13 protein-coding genes are annotated in these 15,884 nt (G+C 33.0%); 6 read left to right on the plus strand and 7 right to left on the minus strand.

Translation table 11 applies throughout. The annotated features are described in order from the left end of the window. Window position 1 precedes the first annotated feature (1 nt). The 5 genes from QE431_RS19735 to QE431_RS19755 are packed head-to-tail and all read right to left on the minus strand — an operon-like array spanning window position 2 to window position 3,130. Window positions 2-232: a hypothetical protein gene (locus QE431_RS19735; RefSeq protein ID WP_057115056.1), complete on the minus strand. Its 231-nt coding sequence runs from the start codon at window positions 230-232 to the stop codon at window positions 2-4. Then, window positions 232-1,035, minus strand: a complete 804-nt coding sequence (locus QE431_RS19740) for an energy transducer TonB (protein ID WP_057115057.1) — start codon at window positions 1,033-1,035, stop codon at window positions 232-234. The genes QE431_RS19735 and QE431_RS19740 overlap by 1 nt, the downstream gene beginning before the upstream one ends. Window positions 1,036-1,074: 39 nt before the next feature. After that, window positions 1,075-1,632 carry a biopolymer transporter ExbD gene (locus QE431_RS19745; RefSeq protein ID WP_057115058.1) on the minus strand — a complete coding sequence of 186 codons (558 nt, stop codon included), beginning with the start codon at window positions 1,630-1,632 and terminating at the stop codon, window positions 1,075-1,077. Window positions 1,633-1,650: 18 nt separating this feature from the next. Further along, window positions 1,651-2,262 carry a biopolymer transporter ExbD gene (locus tag QE431_RS19750; protein ID WP_057115059.1) on the minus strand — a complete coding sequence of 204 codons (612 nt, stop codon included), beginning with the start codon at window positions 2,260-2,262 and terminating at the stop codon, window positions 1,651-1,653. A 43-nt stretch (window positions 2,263-2,305) separates the two neighbouring features. Further along, window positions 2,306-3,130, minus strand: coding sequence for a MotA/TolQ/ExbB proton channel family protein (locus tag QE431_RS19755; protein ID WP_008464979.1), 825 nt, complete (start codon window positions 3,128-3,130; stop codon window positions 2,306-2,308). A gap of 381 nt (window positions 3,131-3,511) precedes the next feature. Here QE431_RS19755 and QE431_RS19760 point away from each other — a divergent pair, with 381 nt between their 5' ends. Continuing rightward, window positions 3,512-5,029 (plus strand): helicase HerA-like domain-containing protein, encoded by a 1,518-nt coding sequence (locus QE431_RS19760; protein ID WP_307299591.1) that lies wholly within the window; start codon window positions 3,512-3,514, stop codon window positions 5,027-5,029. Window positions 5,030-5,106: 77 nt separating this feature from the next. Here QE431_RS19760 and QE431_RS19765 read toward each other — a convergent pair whose 3' ends face one another. Continuing rightward, window positions 5,107-6,447, minus strand: a complete 1,341-nt coding sequence (locus QE431_RS19765; RefSeq protein WP_057115061.1) for an NAD(P)/FAD-dependent oxidoreductase — start codon at window positions 6,445-6,447, stop codon at window positions 5,107-5,109. Between the two features lie 316 nt (window positions 6,448-6,763). Here QE431_RS19765 and QE431_RS19770 point away from each other — a divergent pair, with 316 nt between their 5' ends. From QE431_RS19770 to QE431_RS19785, 4 genes are all read left to right on the plus strand, one after another. Next, window positions 6,764-7,558: an AraC family transcriptional regulator gene (locus QE431_RS19770; protein ID WP_307299595.1), complete on the plus strand. Its 795-nt coding sequence runs from the start codon at window positions 6,764-6,766 to the stop codon at window positions 7,556-7,558. Window positions 7,559-7,633: 75 nt separating this feature from the next. Next, the gene (locus QE431_RS19775; RefSeq protein ID WP_307299597.1) at window positions 7,634-9,142 is read left to right on the plus strand and encodes a serine hydrolase; all 1,509 of its coding nucleotides are present in this window, start codon (window positions 7,634-7,636) and stop codon (window positions 9,140-9,142) included. Between the two features lie 245 nt (window positions 9,143-9,387). Continuing rightward, window positions 9,388-10,848: a serine hydrolase gene (locus QE431_RS19780; protein WP_134142581.1), complete on the plus strand. Its 1,461-nt coding sequence runs from the start codon at window positions 9,388-9,390 to the stop codon at window positions 10,846-10,848. 150 nt (window positions 10,849-10,998) lie between these two features. Then, on the plus strand, window positions 10,999-11,448 hold the full coding sequence (locus tag QE431_RS19785; protein WP_134142583.1) for a hypothetical protein: 450 nt from the start codon (window positions 10,999-11,001) through the stop codon (window positions 11,446-11,448). 330 nt (window positions 11,449-11,778) lie between these two features. On the opposite strand, the gene QE431_RS19790 is transcribed toward QE431_RS19785, so the two are convergent. After that, on the minus strand, window positions 11,779-14,169 hold the full coding sequence (locus QE431_RS19790) for a penicillin acylase family protein (RefSeq protein WP_307299600.1): 2,391 nt from the start codon (window positions 14,167-14,169) through the stop codon (window positions 11,779-11,781). 116 nt (window positions 14,170-14,285) lie between these two features. Here QE431_RS19790 and QE431_RS19795 point away from each other — a divergent pair, with 116 nt between their 5' ends. Next, window positions 14,286-15,842, plus strand: coding sequence for a hypothetical protein (locus QE431_RS19795; protein WP_307299601.1), 1,557 nt, complete (start codon window positions 14,286-14,288; stop codon window positions 15,840-15,842). The last annotated feature ends 42 nt before the right edge of the window (window positions 15,843-15,884 follow it).

Genomic DNA, 15,884 nt, shown 5'->3' on the forward strand with positions numbered 1-15,884 from the left:
ATTATTCTTCTTTTGAATTAATTAATCTTAAAAATCTTATTCCCGAATATACAATCAATAATCCACCGAAAGCATATCTATATTTTGGCTCCATGTTAAGCGGCAGCTTTTTCCAAAACATAATCATTAAACCGAGTACAAGATAAATTAAAAAAAACAGTATTCCTAAAACAAGAAGAAATCGCTCTTTGAGCGATTTCTTCTGAATATTATTAAGCATATCTTTTAACATTATTCTGCAGATTGAATAGTAATAGGTAGAGAGTATAGTACCCTAACTTTTTTACCATTTTGCTCGCCAGGAGTCCATTTTGGACATTTTTTAAGAACACGAATTGCTTCTGCTCCTGTACCGTAACCGATATCCCTTAAAACTTTAATGTCGGTTAATGAACCGTCTTTTTCAACTACAAACGTAACGTAAACTTTACCTTTAAGACCTTCTTCTTCTGGAGTTTTATAATTGTTTCCTACGAATTTGTAGAATTTATCAATTCCTCCTGGAAAATCTGGTTTTACTTCGATACCTGCTGTATTATATACAGTGTTATCTTCTTGTACAACCTCTGATACTGGTCCTTTACCAACTGGTTCATCAACAGTTAAAACTGCATCTGGATCTCCTTTGATAGTTTCAGCACCAACTTTTTTATCTTTCAAATCCACAATTTTTGGTGGATCTTCAGTAACTTCCTCTGCCTTCGCAACCACTGGTTTTACGAATTTAACTTGATCCACTTTTGGTGGAGGTGGCGGAGGTGGTGGTGTATTTGGTTTAATTTCCTCTTTTTTCTTTGGAGGTAATTTTACCGTTGCAATCTTAATATCGTTGTTTACTTCCTCTTCAGAAGAATCAGGTAAGAAACTTGCAATAAGAGGGGCAGCAACTGCGAAGCTAAAAATAAGTGAACCGATCACAAGTGCTTTCACAGTTGTTTTACCGTTCGATTTTCTCAGCTCGTATGCTCCATATATCTTATTACGTCCTTCGAATACGATATCAAGCCACTGATTTTTTATAATATCTAATTTCATATCTCTTGATTTTTAAGTTGATAAAACTTAAGATTGCTCTTATTTTTTATCTATCAATTTCGTTTCCTCTGGTGAAAACTCAGGAACAATAGCATAAGTATCTACTCCTGAAATTGCCATCTCATCCAATATATCAACCAAATTACGGTAATTTGATTTTTTAGTTGGTTTAATGATCACTATGATACCGTTTTTAGGTTTCCCTAAAGCAGCAGAATAAGCTAGAACATTCTTTTTTTGCACTAACAATTCTCTACGGATACCATCTTTACCATAAGTAATATCTTTTGGTCCCACCTTAGGACTTGCTAACAATCCCATGTAATAAACGATTTTATTATCTCCACCTAACATTACTGTCATTGTACGATTCTCGTCTACTTTGGTATCCTTAACGTCTTCATTTTTTGGATCTTTATCTGGCAGAGACAAATCCATCGATTGAGGTTTTGACAACGAAGTAGTCAACATAAAGAATGTGATCAATAAGAATGCCAAATCCACCATCGCCGTTAAATCGACCTTAGAATTCTGCTTTTTACTTCTTACTTTACCACCTTTACCACCACCGCCGTCGCCGGTATTTAATTCAGCCATTTAGTGTATATTTTTTAATTAAAAGTCTTTTCCTCTCGTACCAGTAACTAAGTTAAAGGAATTGATTTTCTGATCTTGTAAAATATCCATAATTTTTTTAATTCTTGGATATTCTTCCTTCGCATCTCCTTTAATAGCAATCTGCAATTCTTTATCATCTAAATCAATTGTAGCTCTTCTAGAGATTAGAAGCCATTCTTTTAATTGATTATCTAATGAATCCAAAGGAATTCCAGGCTGATTTGCTTTGGTTCTGTCCGCCGCTTTCATGTCAATGATTTGCTTTAAACCTGTAACTGGCACACCAAAATCGTCCATTAATGCAAATTTGGCTTTATCTTCTTCAGAGAAAGTAATACCATATTTTGCACCAATTCCTTCAAGAGTTCTTTTACGAACCTCTCTACCTTTGATGTCGAAAAATACTTTTCCTTTTCCTACTGTAATAATCGCCAAATCTGTATCTGGCAATTTAGTTTGTACAGTAGATGCTGGAGTATCTACAGGAAGTGCTTCTGGCACTTTAGCAGTAGCGGTCAAAATAAAGAACGTTAGCAAAAGGAATGCAACATCACACATCGCAGTCATATCTGTCGATGTCGACTTTTTTTTCATTTTTATTTTAGCCATTATCTTTTTATTTTATTTTTTTGATATAAATATCAAAAATTAATTATTGTCTTAAACTTCCTCTGAATTTTCTGTAAGTATTCACGATTGTAGTACCAGCCTCATCGATAGAGTAAGTTAAATCGTCAATTTTAGCAGTAAAGAAGTTGTAAGAAACAATTGCTAAGATAGAAGTAGAGATACCTGTTGCAGTGTTGATAAGTGCCTCAGAGATACCTGTTGCAAGAGCAGCTTGGTCAGGAGTACCAGCAGAAGCTAACGCACCAAACGCTTTAATCATACCAGATACAGTTCCTAATAATCCTCCTAATGTACCTAAAGATACTAAAGTAGAGATAATAGTCATGTTTTTCTCTAACATTGGCATTTCTAATGAAGTTGCCTCTTCAATTTCTTTGTGGATTACTTCTGAAGCTTCTTCGCTGTTGAATCCTTCTTTTTTAACATCTTGGTATTTTACCAAAGCAGATTTAATTGCGTTTGCAACTGAACCTTGTTGTTTGTCACATGAAGCGATAGCAGCTTCGATGTTTCCTTCTTTAATACTACCTTGAACACTTTTCATGAATTTGTCAAGATTAGTTTTTCCAGCAGCTTTACCGATAACAATAAATCTTTCAATAGAAAAAACAACAACCATTAAAAACATACCTAATAATACTGGTACGATGAAACCTCCTTTATATACTTGTCCTAATGTATTGATTGGATGTCCTGTTTCTGGATTACCTCCTTCGAAGTTAGCAGAATCCCCCATGATTACTTTCCAAATAAACACCCCTACTAAGATACACGCTACAATAATGATTCCTGTAATCATTCCTCCCCCATTTGAAGTGCTTTCTTTTTTAACTTTAACGTTTGCCATTTTTTTTAATTTTAATAGTTTTAAATAATTTTTATTTTTTAGTTATATTTAACTTGTAGAGGAGCAAATTTATACGTTTAGTTTAAATAAAAAAACTTTTTTTAATTTTATTGACCGAAATTTAACTTCAATTTAAAAAATATCTCATTAAATTGCCACCATCATTTTTTAGATAAAACAAAAAAAAGGTAGATAATTAGAAAAATTACAACGTTTTAGTAAATATTCAAAGATTCCATTGATATCTTCTTAAAAAGCTGCGAATTTTTTTTTTATTAAATTTTCAATCAAAAAAAGCTTTTTCTTACTAAAAAAAACCACAATAAAAATGCCCAAAAACAAAGCAATACTCATATAACCATCTAAATTACAAATAAAAACATGAATAAAAAAGATAATTTTATTGCTGCTATTAACACAGGGTACTCTTCTAAGGGAGATAGCATTATCCTTGGAGGCGCAATGCTTGACGGTGAGCCAATTGCAGAAGCGCATGTGAAAATTCCATTAAAAACTTTAAACCGCCACGGATTAATTGCCGGTGCAACGGGAACAGGAAAAACCAAAACAATCCAGGTATTTTCTGAGCAGCTTTCGAATGCGGGAATTCCCGTTTTAATGATGGATATTAAAGGTGATTTTAGTGGTATTGCTAAAGAAGGAAAAGAAGAGGGTTTTATTACAGAAAGGCATGCAAAAATAAACATACCTTATAATGTAGCTTCATTTCCAGTTGAACTAATGTCTTTGTCTAAACAAAATGGTGTTCGTCTGCGTGCCACGGTTTCTGAATTTGGACCTGTTTTGTTTTCTAGAATATTGGATCTTAATGATACTCAGGCTGGAGTTGTAGCGGTTATATTTAAATATTGTGATGATAACCAAATGCCTTTACTAGATTTAAAAGACATTAAGAAAGTTATCAATTATATTACAGAAGAAGGCAAGGATGAAATTACTGCAAGTTATGGTAAAATTTCAACTGCAACTACTGGAACAATTCTTAGAAAAATTATCGAATTAGAGCAACAAGGCGGCGACATATTTTTTGGCGAATTATCATTTGAAACTGATGATTTAATGCGAATTGATGAGAATGGAAAAGGCTACGTAAATATCATCCGATTGACGGATATTCAGGACAAACCTAAATTATTTTCTACTTTCATGTTAAGCCTTTTGGCGGAAATTTATCAAAAAATGCCTGAGAAAGGAGATGCAGAACAACCTGAATTAGTGATTTTTATTGACGAAGCACATTTAATTTTCAATGAAGCCAGTAAGGCATTGTTAGAGCAAATTGAAACTATTGTAAAATTAATTCGTTCTAAGGGTGTAGGTGTTTATTTCGTAACTCAGAATCCAATGGATGTTCCTAGCGGCGTTTTAGCTCAATTAGGATTAAAGATTCAGCATGCGCTTAGGGCTTTCACGGCAAATGATCGTCAGGCAATTAAAAAAACAGCGGACAATTACCCAACTTCTGAATTTTATAAAACAGATGAATTACTGACAAGTCTCGGAATTGGAGAAGCTTTGGTTACAGCACTCAACGAAAAAGGTGTTCCAACTCCGCTTGTTGCGACAATGATGCGTGCGCCACAAAGCCGTATGGATATTTTATCTGCTTCTGAAATTGATGAAATAAACAACAAATCGAAATTGGTCAAAAAATATGCTGAAGAAATAGACCGAGAAAGTGCTTACGAAATACTGACCAAGAAAATTGAAAGCGCTAATCAAGCTGCAGCAGAACAAGAAGAACAAGCACCTACAAGATCTTCAAAAGCAGAACCAAGTACAGCAAGTGTTGTTGGAAAATCGGTTTTAAAAGTTGTGACGAGCGCTACTTTTATTAGAGGTGTTTTTGGAGTTTTAACCAAAATCTTTAAGAAATAAACAATACCACAATGTCAAAAAACAAATATCAATTACAATATTGAAAATTGTAATTGATATTGACATTGTTGTTAAAATTATTTAGATAACAATTCAAGAATTTTATTTTCGACTTCGGTAGAATTCCAGATATTTTCGATGTTATCCAGCTTTAAAACTTCTTCCATAATTCCGTTTTGGAAATCTCCAATCGCCAAAGCTTCTGCGTACGGACGATCACTAAAAGTTACACGGCTGTAAAGCGGAATCCATTTATCTGGATGTTTATCTGAAAAGACTTTTTCTATTTTCTTTTGCAATAAGAATTTTTCATCTGCCGTTTTTGTGCTCATTTCCATGAAATTTCGGTATGAAAGTTCTGCAATTGCATCGGCATTTGGTTTACGGGAAATTTGATATTCGGTAAAGATCTTTTTCCAGTCGTCTCCAAATTTCTCTATCATTTCATTTAAAACCGTAATATCTTCAAAACCTGCGTTCATTCCTTGTCCGTAAAATGGAACAATTGCGTGGCAGGCATCTCCAATCAAAGCAATTTTATCTTCGTAAGTCCACGGAAAACATTTCATGGTCACCAAAGTACTGGTTGGATTTTTAAAGAAATCATTGGCCAGTTCTGGAATTACTTCAATCGAATCTGGGAAATTTTTCTCAAAAAAGTCTTCTACCATTTTTCGATCAACAAGTGATTCAAAAGAATTTTGACCTTCAAAAGGCATAAACAAAGTACAGGTAAAACTTCCGTCAAGATTAGGAAGCGCAATTAACATGTACTCACCTCTCGGCCAAATATGAAAAGAATTTTTGTCTAATTTATGTGTTCCGTCTGCATTTGCGGGAATGTTTAATTCCTTGTAACCCATGTTTAAAAATTCCTGCGAATAATTAAACATACTCTGACGCTGCATTCTGTGGCGGATTCTTGAAAAAGCACCATCTGCACCAAAAACCATATCAAACTTTCGTTCTTCCCACTCTCCTCTTTCACTTTCGCCAATATGTAGGGTTGCATCGCTTAAAGTAACATCCCAGACTTTCTGCTCAAAATGAAATTCGGCTCCAGCTTCTTCAGCAAGATCAATCATTTTTCGGTTTAGCTTTCCTCTGGAAATTGAGTAAATAGATTCGCCTTCTTGTCCGTAATTCTGAAAATTCAGTTTGTCGACTAGATGAATTGCACGTTTGTCCATCGGAATTGCAATTTCTCTTACCGAATCTCCAACTCCAACTGCATCGAGCGCTTTCCAGCCTCTGTTAGACATTGCCAGATTAATAGAGCGACCAGAAAAATTAATTTTTCGAATATCAGGACTACGATCATAAACATGAACGGTGTGACCAGCTTTTTTAAGATAAATTGCCAGCAGTGATCCTACAAGTCCAGAACCTACAACTGCAATTTTTAGTGAAGTTTGCATCAGGGAAAATCTAATATATAAGAACGTAAAAATAAGTAATAATTACACATAAGCTTTAAAATAAACCAAATATTTGCCCATCAAGTCTAATATTTACTTGGGCATGTCCCTTCGGGCCGGGCTTTCGGCTATATCTTTTATTCCGTTTCTCTTCATAAAAGGATACCGCCTCTATCCCTCATGCGGCATCTGTTTTCATAACTAAATCATGTATAATATACTTTATAGGATTTAAAATGTCAATAAAAATCTTAATTAAAAATACTACTTTAGTATAATTAGAATTATTAAACAAAATATTGGCAAATCGAAAAAAATGAACCTCTACTCAGAACATTACGTAACTCAAAAAACGGAAAGGTTCGTTAATAAAATTTGGTGTCTGGACAACAGCATCGGCGAAAGCCTGATCGAAAACAAACTCGTTTTACCAAACGGCTGTTTTAATCTCGCCATTGTAAGCGGAAATGCAATAGAAGTTCATACGAGTAAAAAGAAATACGAGATGAACGAAGGCATTTACTTTTGTTCGCAAATGACCAATAAAGTTTTGGTCAATATCCAGCACAAAACTAAAGTTACAATTATACAGTTTCATGGCTGGACGCTTTCGATGTTTCCGAAATATGATTTAGGCGATTTTACAGATTCTATTGTTCATATTAATGGCGAAGAATTACCTTTTAAAATTCATACTTATTTAGATATTAAAACTTTGCTAGATACAATTAATGTATATTTTGAAGAATTGACTTTTTCAAATCCAGACAAAGATCTAGTTGAAAAAATATGTGAAATCATTAAACTTAATAACGAAGAAATTTCGGTTTCGGAAATTAGCAAAACATTAAATTTATCACAGCGATTACTGCAAATCAAATTTAAGACCGCAACTGGACTTACAATTAAAAAATACATTCAGATTTTGAAGTTCAGAAAATCGGTTGACCAAATGGTGAATTCTGATTTAGAAAAATTAAAACTAACTGATGTCGCGCTTTACAATAAATATTTTGACCAGTCGCATTTTATAAAAAAGTTTAAAGATGTGACCAAAACGACTCCAAAAACGTTCGATCCCGATTCGTATTTTCTTTCTCAAAAAAGATAAGTATTCGCATTTGTACAATTTTGCGAATAATGATTGACTTACTTTTGCAAAATCAATCATTATCCATCAATCAAAATGAAAATCAATCACACTTTTTTTCAACTAAAAACTTTTTTAGTTGGAGTACTTCTCATCCAAATTCAAATCGCATTCTCGCAGGAAGAAAAAAGCTCGGCTTTGTACAAGACCATTATGTCAAAAGACAGTCTTCTTTTTAATATTGGCTTTAATACTTGCGACATTAAACAATTTGAGAACTTATACACGGACGATTTTGAGTTTTTTCACGACAAAGACAGTATTTCGGACAAGGCGCTATTTTTAAAAAACTTAAAAAATGGAATTTGTGCAACGCCCAGAAAATACAATTACCGCAGAGAATTAGTTGATGGAAGTACTGAAATTTATCCGCTTTACAAAAAAGGCGTTTTGTATGGCGCCATACAAATGGGCACGCATCGATTTTTTGAAAGCACTGCTGAAAAACCCGAAGAAGCAGGAAGCTTTGCCAAGTTTACTCATCTTTGGCTTTTAAAAAATAAAGAATGGAAATTAGCCCGATCTCTGAGTTACAATCATCAAATGACGAGTTCTACAGTTAATAAAGCAGGCCTTTTTGACAATGTTGAAGAAACAGAAAAATGGCTTAAAGAAAATAATGTTCCAACTTTAGGAATCGGCATTATTACGGATGGTAAACTAAAACAGGTAAAAGTTTTTGGCGAACTTCAAAAAGGTGTTTCGGCACCTTACAATACGATTTGGAATGTCGCATCTTTAACTAAACCGGTTACGGCTGTTGTAACTTTAAAGTTAGTAAGTTCTGGAAAATGGAATTTAGATGAACCTCTTTATAAATATTGGACAGATCCAGATATTGCAAAAGATCCCTATTTAAAATTATTGACGACTAGAATTGTTTTAAGTCATCAGACTGGTTTTCCGAATTGGAGGTCTTTTAATGATTCTAACAAACTGGATTTTAAATTTAAACCTGGAACTCAATATCAATATTCTGGAGAAGGTTTTGAGTATTTACGAAAAGCCTTGGAGAAAAAATTTCACAAAACATTAGATCAGCTGGCTTCAGAATTAATTTTTGAGCCGTTGAAAATGAATGACTCTCAACTTATTTGGAATGATAAAATCGATCTTTTGAGATATGCAATTAATTATGACAACAAAGGAAATGCCTATGAACCAACAAAAAATAAAACTGCCAGTGCCGCAGACGATTTACTAACAACTATTGAAGATTACGGAACATTTTTGTGCAGCGTTATGAACGGTGACGGTTTAAGCAAAAAAGTTTTTGAAGAAATGAAATCACATCAGGTTTCAACAAAAAAAGACAAATACTTTGGTCTGGGTTTTGAAATTTATGATTTAGGAAATGAAAACTATGCTTTATCGCATGGTGGTGCAGACAAAGGTGTTCAGACTATTTTTTTACTGTTGCCAAAAACAAAACAAGGATTAGTAATTTTTACCAATGTTGATGACGGCTATAAAATTTATGAAGATATCGTTGTGCATTACCTAGGAAAAAATGGAAGAAAAATAGTCGATATCGAAACGAAATAAAGCCAATATAGACCGTATAAAGAGTAGCTTTTAGTCTATGCTCGAATTCGTTTTTTAAATTAAATGAAAAAAAATTGATTAATTGTGAAACCAAATCGAAAATCGCTCGTCTAACATTTTAAGACCTTACATTTATTTCAGTAAAAAATCGTAATTTCGACACAAAACACTGAATATCTAATGGTTAGCAGGTTTCAATCATCAATTAAAAACGAATCATTTATTTCAACCAATTATCAATCATTATGAAAAAATCAATCAAACTTATTGCACTCTTTGTAGTTTTTCAAATCTCGGCTTTAAGCACTTTTGCACAAGATAAAGCACAGCAAATTGAACAACTTTTAGCGAAATACAACGAATATGGACAATTTAACGGCTCCGCTCTCGTTGCCGTAAATGGGAAAGTAATTTTTAAAAAAGGTTTTGGTTTGGCCAATATGGAATGGGATGTTCCAAATCAGCCTGATACTAAATTCAGATTAGGTTCTATCAGCAAACAATTTACAGCACTTTTAATAGTAAAACTAGCTGAAGAAGGAAAACTGAAATTAGATGTTCCAATCACAACTTATCTGCCAGATTATCCAAAAGAAAATGGTGGTAAAATTACAATTCATCACTTATTGACACACACGTCTGGAATTCCGAATTATACCAGTGCGCCAAACTTTTTTAAAGATAAAGCTCGAAATCCGTATACTCCAGAAGAATTCGTAAAAACGTTTTCAAGTCTGCCGCTTGAATTTACTCCTGGCGAAAAATTCAATTATAGCAATTCTGGTTATTTTCTATTGGGTTATATTATTGAAAAAATTTCAGGGAAAACATACGAACAATATTTACAGGAAATTATTTTTACGCCTTTAAAAATGGTTAATTCTGGTTATGACCACAGCGATGTCATTTTAAAAAACAGAGCGGCTGGTTACGAAAAACAGGGGAAAAAAATTGTAAACGCTGCATATCTTGACATGAGCATTCCGTATGCCGCTGGATCCTTGTACTCAACGGTAGAAGATTTGTATTTGTGGGATCAGGCGCTTTATACAAACAAACTGCTTTCAGAAAAATCCATAGAATCTTTATACAAACCATATATTAAAGCGTGGGGCGGTTTTTATGGATATGGATGGTCAACTTATGAAGCTCCGAATGGAGAAACCAGTAAATTGAATATTATTGAGCATGGAGGCGGTATTAACGGATTTAATACAATCATTTCTCGTATTCCTGCAGATAAGAATCTTGTAGTTTTATTAAACAATACAGGCGGAACCGTTTTAGGCGAAATGAACACTGCTATTCGTGCTATTTTATACAATCAGCCGTTTGATCAGCCTAAAAAATCGCTGGCATTAGATTTATTGGATATCTATAATGAAAAAGGCGCAGCGACTGGAACCGAAACTTATAAAAAACTGAAAAATGATCCTACATACGCTATTAAAGAAGGAGATATGAATCGAGTTGGATATCAGTTATTACAAAACGGAAAAAAGAAAGAAGCAATTGAAGTTTTCAAAATTAACGTTGAAACTTTCCCAAAATCAGGAAATGCTTTTGATAGTTTAGGTGAAGCTTATCTAGCAGATGGTGATAAAAAATTAGCTATCGCGAATTACAAAAAGTCAGTCGAATTAGATCCTTCAAATGAAAACGGGAAAAAAGTATTAGATGAACTTTCAAAAAGTAAAACTAAATAACATTTAAAAAATCCTTTTAAAATTATCTCCGATAAAATAGATTCAAATCTTTTTTATCGGAGTTTTTTTGTTACAATTTCTAACATTCAAATTGGATAATTTAGCTTTAAAAATATTATTTTAGCCAGACCCAAAATAACAATTTAACCTATGAAAAATTTTAAGAAACAAGGCTTTCTGGCTGTATTTTTATGTTTATTTATTTCTTTAAACTGTTTATCACAAAACAATTCGCAAGCTCCAGCAATGCCTTCACAGCAAAACAGAATTATAATTGATAAAATCGTCGAAGCAGCACATTATAAAAATTATGTGATTGATTTTTGTTTATCGAAAATAAACGAAACTTCGGCAAAAGAAGGCTGGAATGACCAGAAAACAATGGAGATCAGTCAAAGCATTAATTATAAAAATTTTAGGGATGCGATTTACAACAGTTTTGTTGTTTTTGATGAAGTAGAACTGGAAACTTTATTAAAAGCATATGAAAAAGACACGGCTTACCAGACTAAAAATGTAATGACTAATAATAAAGTGCTTATCAATAATCTGAATATTTTTGCTGCTGATATTGTGAAGGGGAAGTATATTTCTAAATAAAAAGGTGCTAAGGTTCTAAGATGCTAAGATTCTAAGTTTTTGTACTCTTTGTCAAAGTTTTAAACTTTGACTCAAAGATTCAATTTTAAGTTGTCTTCTCATTTTTGTCATTTCGACGAAGGAGACTCGAGCGATAGTGACTGGCGGAGCAAATCTCCGCGAGAAGCTCTATAAAGATTAAACTCTCTTTGCGGAGTTACTTACGGAGATTTCTCCTTCGTCGAACTGACAATATTCTGGTTATTTTGTTTAATACAAATTTCTTTAAAATTTTGGTTTTAAACTTTTACAAAGAGTAAAAAAACCTGAAACTTGAAACTTGAAACAAAACTATTCCTTCGGTTTAAAAACCAATTTTGTTGAAGTTTTTATAATCTCTTCTTTATTCAATTTCATTTTTCTGAATTTTCCAGCGTTGTACATTTCGGCTTGGTCATCGTAATGTTTACTAAACGGATTTCCAGATTGTCCCGTAGGCAGAATACTCCAGCTGTTTTCGACATCAGAGAAATCTACAATTCTTCTGGTTGAAGGTCCTCCTTTTGTATAATACTTTCCTTCGTCGTTAAATCCGAAGAATAAATTATTGATTACTTCATCTGAACCTGGCGAATTAAATGGTCCGACATTAAATAATCTTCGAAGTGCCGCCACTTTTCCTAAAGGATGTTCGTACTCAACGGTATGTACTTCTCCCCATTTCCAATTAGAAACAGTATTTCCTAATTGATTTTGTAATGATATAATTGCATCGTGAAAAGATTTTGAAACAATTTGTTTTCTAGTTTCTTTTACATTTTTAGTTTTAATATTATCCCACCAAACCGAATTTTCATTTTTAATTTGATTGGCAATAACTTGTTTCCCAACAGAAATTCCTAAAAAGAGATTGAAGTTTTCCTCCCCCATTTCGTCTTCAAAAGTATTTTTTAGATATAAATAAATCCATTTATTATAAATCGTTGGCGCAGTATCCTCTAAATTGTTGGTTCCTTTCCATGATTTTAAAACCTTTATGGCTTCTTTTTCTGTTGCTGAAATTGTGTTAAGATCGATGTTAGAAATCAAATTCTTAACCACATCAACGGCAACATCAGAAGTATTGTCATAAATCATTTTACTCACTGCTTCTTTATCCCAATCGGATTTTGCATCCATTAATCCTGCAATTCTTTTTGCACGATCTTCAGGCAGGTAATATCCTGGATACAAATATCCATTATCTATAGCTTCAGGCTGATTATTAGCAGAATAAACATAACCCCATTTCGGATTTTCTGATGACGGGTTTTTATCAAAATCTAGATATTCGGTAATATCATGATTTCCGCTCGATCCATCTAAAATCAAATGCGTATTTACACCTTCTTTGTGTTTATACAATTTTCCTGTTGCCCACCAAGCCACATTTCCTTTAGCATCTCCATACATTACATTAAGTCCCGGCGCCGCGACAAGTTTTACGGCATTTTTAAATTCGTCCTTACTCTTCGCATGCGAAAGTCCGTAAACTGCATCTAGAATCTGAATTGGCTGATGGGTGTAAGTCCACAACATTGCAATTGGAGTTTTCTTTTCCAAACGTTCCAAAAAATCATTCATAATTGGTCCGTGTCGGCTTGATTTAATTGTCAAGACCACATCTGAAGTATCTTTAACTTTGATTACTTTTTTTCTGGTTTCATAAGCTGCAAAACCAGTAGGTGTTTGATATTGAGTGGGATCTCCAACTTTATTCTTTTCTTGATAAAAATCGATGTCATCATTTTCGAACATTGTTAAACCGTAAGCATAATCACGATTGTGCGCCAGTAACGGAAATGGAGTTCCTGCAAGATAACAACCATATAATTCATGCTTTGGTGTTACAATATGAGCTTCATACCAAGTGGCAGGCTGCGAAAATCCAATATGCGGATCATTTGCAAAAATCACTTTCCCACTTTTAGATTTATGAGGACCAACAACCCAGCTGTTACTTCCAATAAAAGGCGGAATTGGTGATTGATCCAGCATTGCTGTAACCGATTTTGCAATCTCTGAATATTCTTCTGTATTTTCTTTAGAAATTTTAATTTGGGTAGTATTAAACTCACCTTCAATTCCTAAATCTTTTAAATATTCGGCACCATATTTATTTTTAATATCTGTCAATAAAGGATCTGTTTTTTGCGCCATCGCAAAACTGAAGGACATATAACCAAAAATATTATAAACGTCCTTTATAGTAAACTTTTGCTTTTTTACGCCAACCAACGTAAATTCAATTGGTGTTGTTCCTTCGTCCAAATATTGATTGATTCCATCCAGATAAGCTTCTGCCAATTTATAACTTTCACTGTTTTTGTCTAATTTGGCAATCGCTTTCGCAGAAGCTTCTTCAATACCAATTCCAGCAAAAAATTCATCATTTTTAAGTGCAACAGAACCAAAGATTTCAGACAATCTTCCTGGTGCAATTCTGCGAAGTAATTCCATCTGCCATAGTCTTTCCTGCGCATGAACGTAGCCGAGCGCTGTCATGGCATCCTTTTCAGAATTGGCATATATGTGAGGAATACCAAATTCATCAAAATAAACTGTAGTTTCTTCTTGGATATTTTTCAGCTGCAATTCTCCTTCGTACTTGGGTTTTAAATGAAAAATATAAGCGCATAAACCAACTCCAATTATAATTATAAGTACTAATAAAACCAGCAGAAATTTTTTAAATCTTCTCATATTTTGCAAAAGGTATAAACGATAAGTTGGTAAAATGATGTAATCGAAAAGAAGAATAATGTAAAAATCATTCTTTTTAAAAGCCTAAATTTATGTATTTAAAACCAATCCTATAAATGTCCATATATAAAAAAATAGCAATCGGTGTAATTTCTCTTTTTCTGCTAGTGGTTTTTGCCAATTTAGGTTTGAATTACTGGATTAAAAAACAGCTTCCGATTATTATTCACGAGAAAAATAAAACAGCGTACAATATCAATTACGAAAAAATTGAAGTCTCTCTTTTTTCTCGAAATATCTATGCTCAGACATTATTGGTAAGCCCGAAAAACCAGCCTAAAGACAGTAAAAACGGACTTTTTTCTAAAATAGAATCTATTACAATCAAACATTTTAATGTTTGGGATTTAGCTTTCCGTGATATTATTCAGGCCGAAAGTATTATTATCAATAAACCTCGAGTGATTTTATATAAAAAAGGCGAGAAACTTATCAATAACAGCAAAAGTATTAAAAGCGAAATTCTTGAACCTTTTCGTAAGATTATTGCAGTTTCGAATATTTATCTCAATGACGGAACTGTCGATGTGGTTTCTTTGGATACCGAAAAACCTATTTTCAGCATCAAGAAAATCATTTTGAAATTAGAGGGGATTTTGCTGACGGATGCGACTTTAAAAGAAAAAATTCCACTGCAATATGAAAGCTACACTTTAGTAATTGACAGTTTATTTTACAGACCAAGTGCTTTTTATCATATTAATATTGGCAAATTAAGCACCGAGAAAAACTTTCTAAAAATTAATAATTTTTCTAATATTCCGCAATTTAACCGCCCAAATTTTATCAAACGTTTAGATAAAGAAAAAGATATTTATACGCTAAAATTCGATTCGGCACAAGTTTCAAAAATGGATTGGGGTTTTAAAAATGATCGTTTTTTCTTTAAAGCAAATTCAGTTGTAATCAATCATTTTGATGCGAATATTTATCGTGGAAAAATGCCGAAAGATGATTTGAGTAAAAAATACCTGTACAATCATTTATTGCGAAATATAAAATTCCCACTTCAAATTGATACTTTGCAAGTTCTTAAATCGAAATTGGTTTACGAAGAAGAAATTGATTTTTCTAAAGGTCCGGGAGTTTTAAATTTTGACAAATTCAATCTGCAGGCAACCAATCTGCGAAGTGGTTTTGGTTTGAAAAAAACGAATGATGTAAAAATTAAAGTAAAATGTATTTTCATGAAAACCTCTCCTCTCGATGTAGATTGGAGTTTTAACGTTCTGGATAAAAATGACGGATTTCACATTCAAGGTGTAATTTCCAATTTTGATGTTCGGGCTATGGGACAATTCAGCAAGCCTTATATGAATGCCTCTTTTACAGGAGTTTTTAATAAGTACCGATTTAATTTTTATGGAAATGATAATATTTCTAAAGGAAACGCCTCTTTAGATTATGATGATCTAAAAGTAAAACTTTACAAGAAAAAAGATCCTAAAAAAGAAGCCAAGCTCAAATCGGCAATTGTCAATTTATTAGTCAAAAATGATTCAAAAGACAAAGCAAAAACTGCTGAAGTTGAACTGGAAAGAATTCAGGAAAAATCATTCTACAACTTTTTATGGAGAAGCATTGCAGAATCTTTGAAGAAGATTTTGATATAGTTTTTTGCCAAGAATTAGACTAATTTCACGAATTATTTTTAA

The sequence above is a fragment of the Flavobacterium sp. SORGH_AS_0622 genome, from assembly GCF_030818825.1.
Taxonomy (GTDB): Bacteria; Bacteroidota; Bacteroidia; order Flavobacteriales; family Flavobacteriaceae; genus Flavobacterium.

What these genes read in the sequence shown, in the direction of transcription:
- QE431_RS19775 (WP_307299597.1), top strand. Translation starts at nt 7,634, where the DNA reads ATGAAAATCAATCACACTTTTTTTCAACTAAAAACTTTTTTAGTTGGA.
- QE431_RS19780 (WP_134142581.1), top strand. Translation starts at nt 9,388, where the DNA reads ATGAAAAAATCAATCAAACTTATTGCACTCTTTGTAGTTTTTCAAATC.
- QE431_RS19760 (WP_307299591.1), top strand. Translation starts at nt 3,512, where the DNA reads ATGAATAAAAAAGATAATTTTATTGCTGCTATTAACACAGGGTACTCT.
- QE431_RS19750 (WP_057115059.1), bottom strand. Translation starts at nt 2,262, where the DNA reads ATGGCTAAAATAAAAATGAAAAAAAAGTCGACATCGACAGATATGACT.
- QE431_RS19745 (WP_057115058.1), bottom strand. Translation starts at nt 1,632, where the DNA reads ATGGCTGAATTAAATACCGGCGACGGCGGTGGTGGTAAAGGTGGTAAA.
- QE431_RS19755 (WP_008464979.1), bottom strand. Translation starts at nt 3,130, where the DNA reads ATGGCAAACGTTAAAGTTAAAAAAGAAAGCACTTCAAATGGGGGAGGA.
- QE431_RS19795 (WP_307299601.1), top strand. Translation starts at nt 14,286, where the DNA reads ATGTCCATATATAAAAAAATAGCAATCGGTGTAATTTCTCTTTTTCTG.
- QE431_RS19735 (WP_057115056.1), bottom strand. Translation starts at nt 232, where the DNA reads ATGTTAAAAGATATGCTTAATAATATTCAGAAGAAATCGCTCAAAGAG.
- QE431_RS19765 (WP_057115061.1), bottom strand. Translation starts at nt 6,447, where the DNA reads ATGCAAACTTCACTAAAAATTGCAGTTGTAGGTTCTGGACTTGTAGGA.
- QE431_RS19785 (WP_134142583.1), top strand. Translation starts at nt 10,999, where the DNA reads ATGAAAAATTTTAAGAAACAAGGCTTTCTGGCTGTATTTTTATGTTTA.
- QE431_RS19790 (WP_307299600.1), bottom strand. Translation starts at nt 14,169, where the DNA reads ATGAGAAGATTTAAAAAATTTCTGCTGGTTTTATTAGTACTTATAATT.
- QE431_RS19770 (WP_307299595.1), top strand. Translation starts at nt 6,764, where the DNA reads ATGAACCTCTACTCAGAACATTACGTAACTCAAAAAACGGAAAGGTTC.
- QE431_RS19740 (WP_057115057.1), bottom strand. Translation starts at nt 1,035, where the DNA reads ATGAAATTAGATATTATAAAAAATCAGTGGCTTGATATCGTATTCGAA.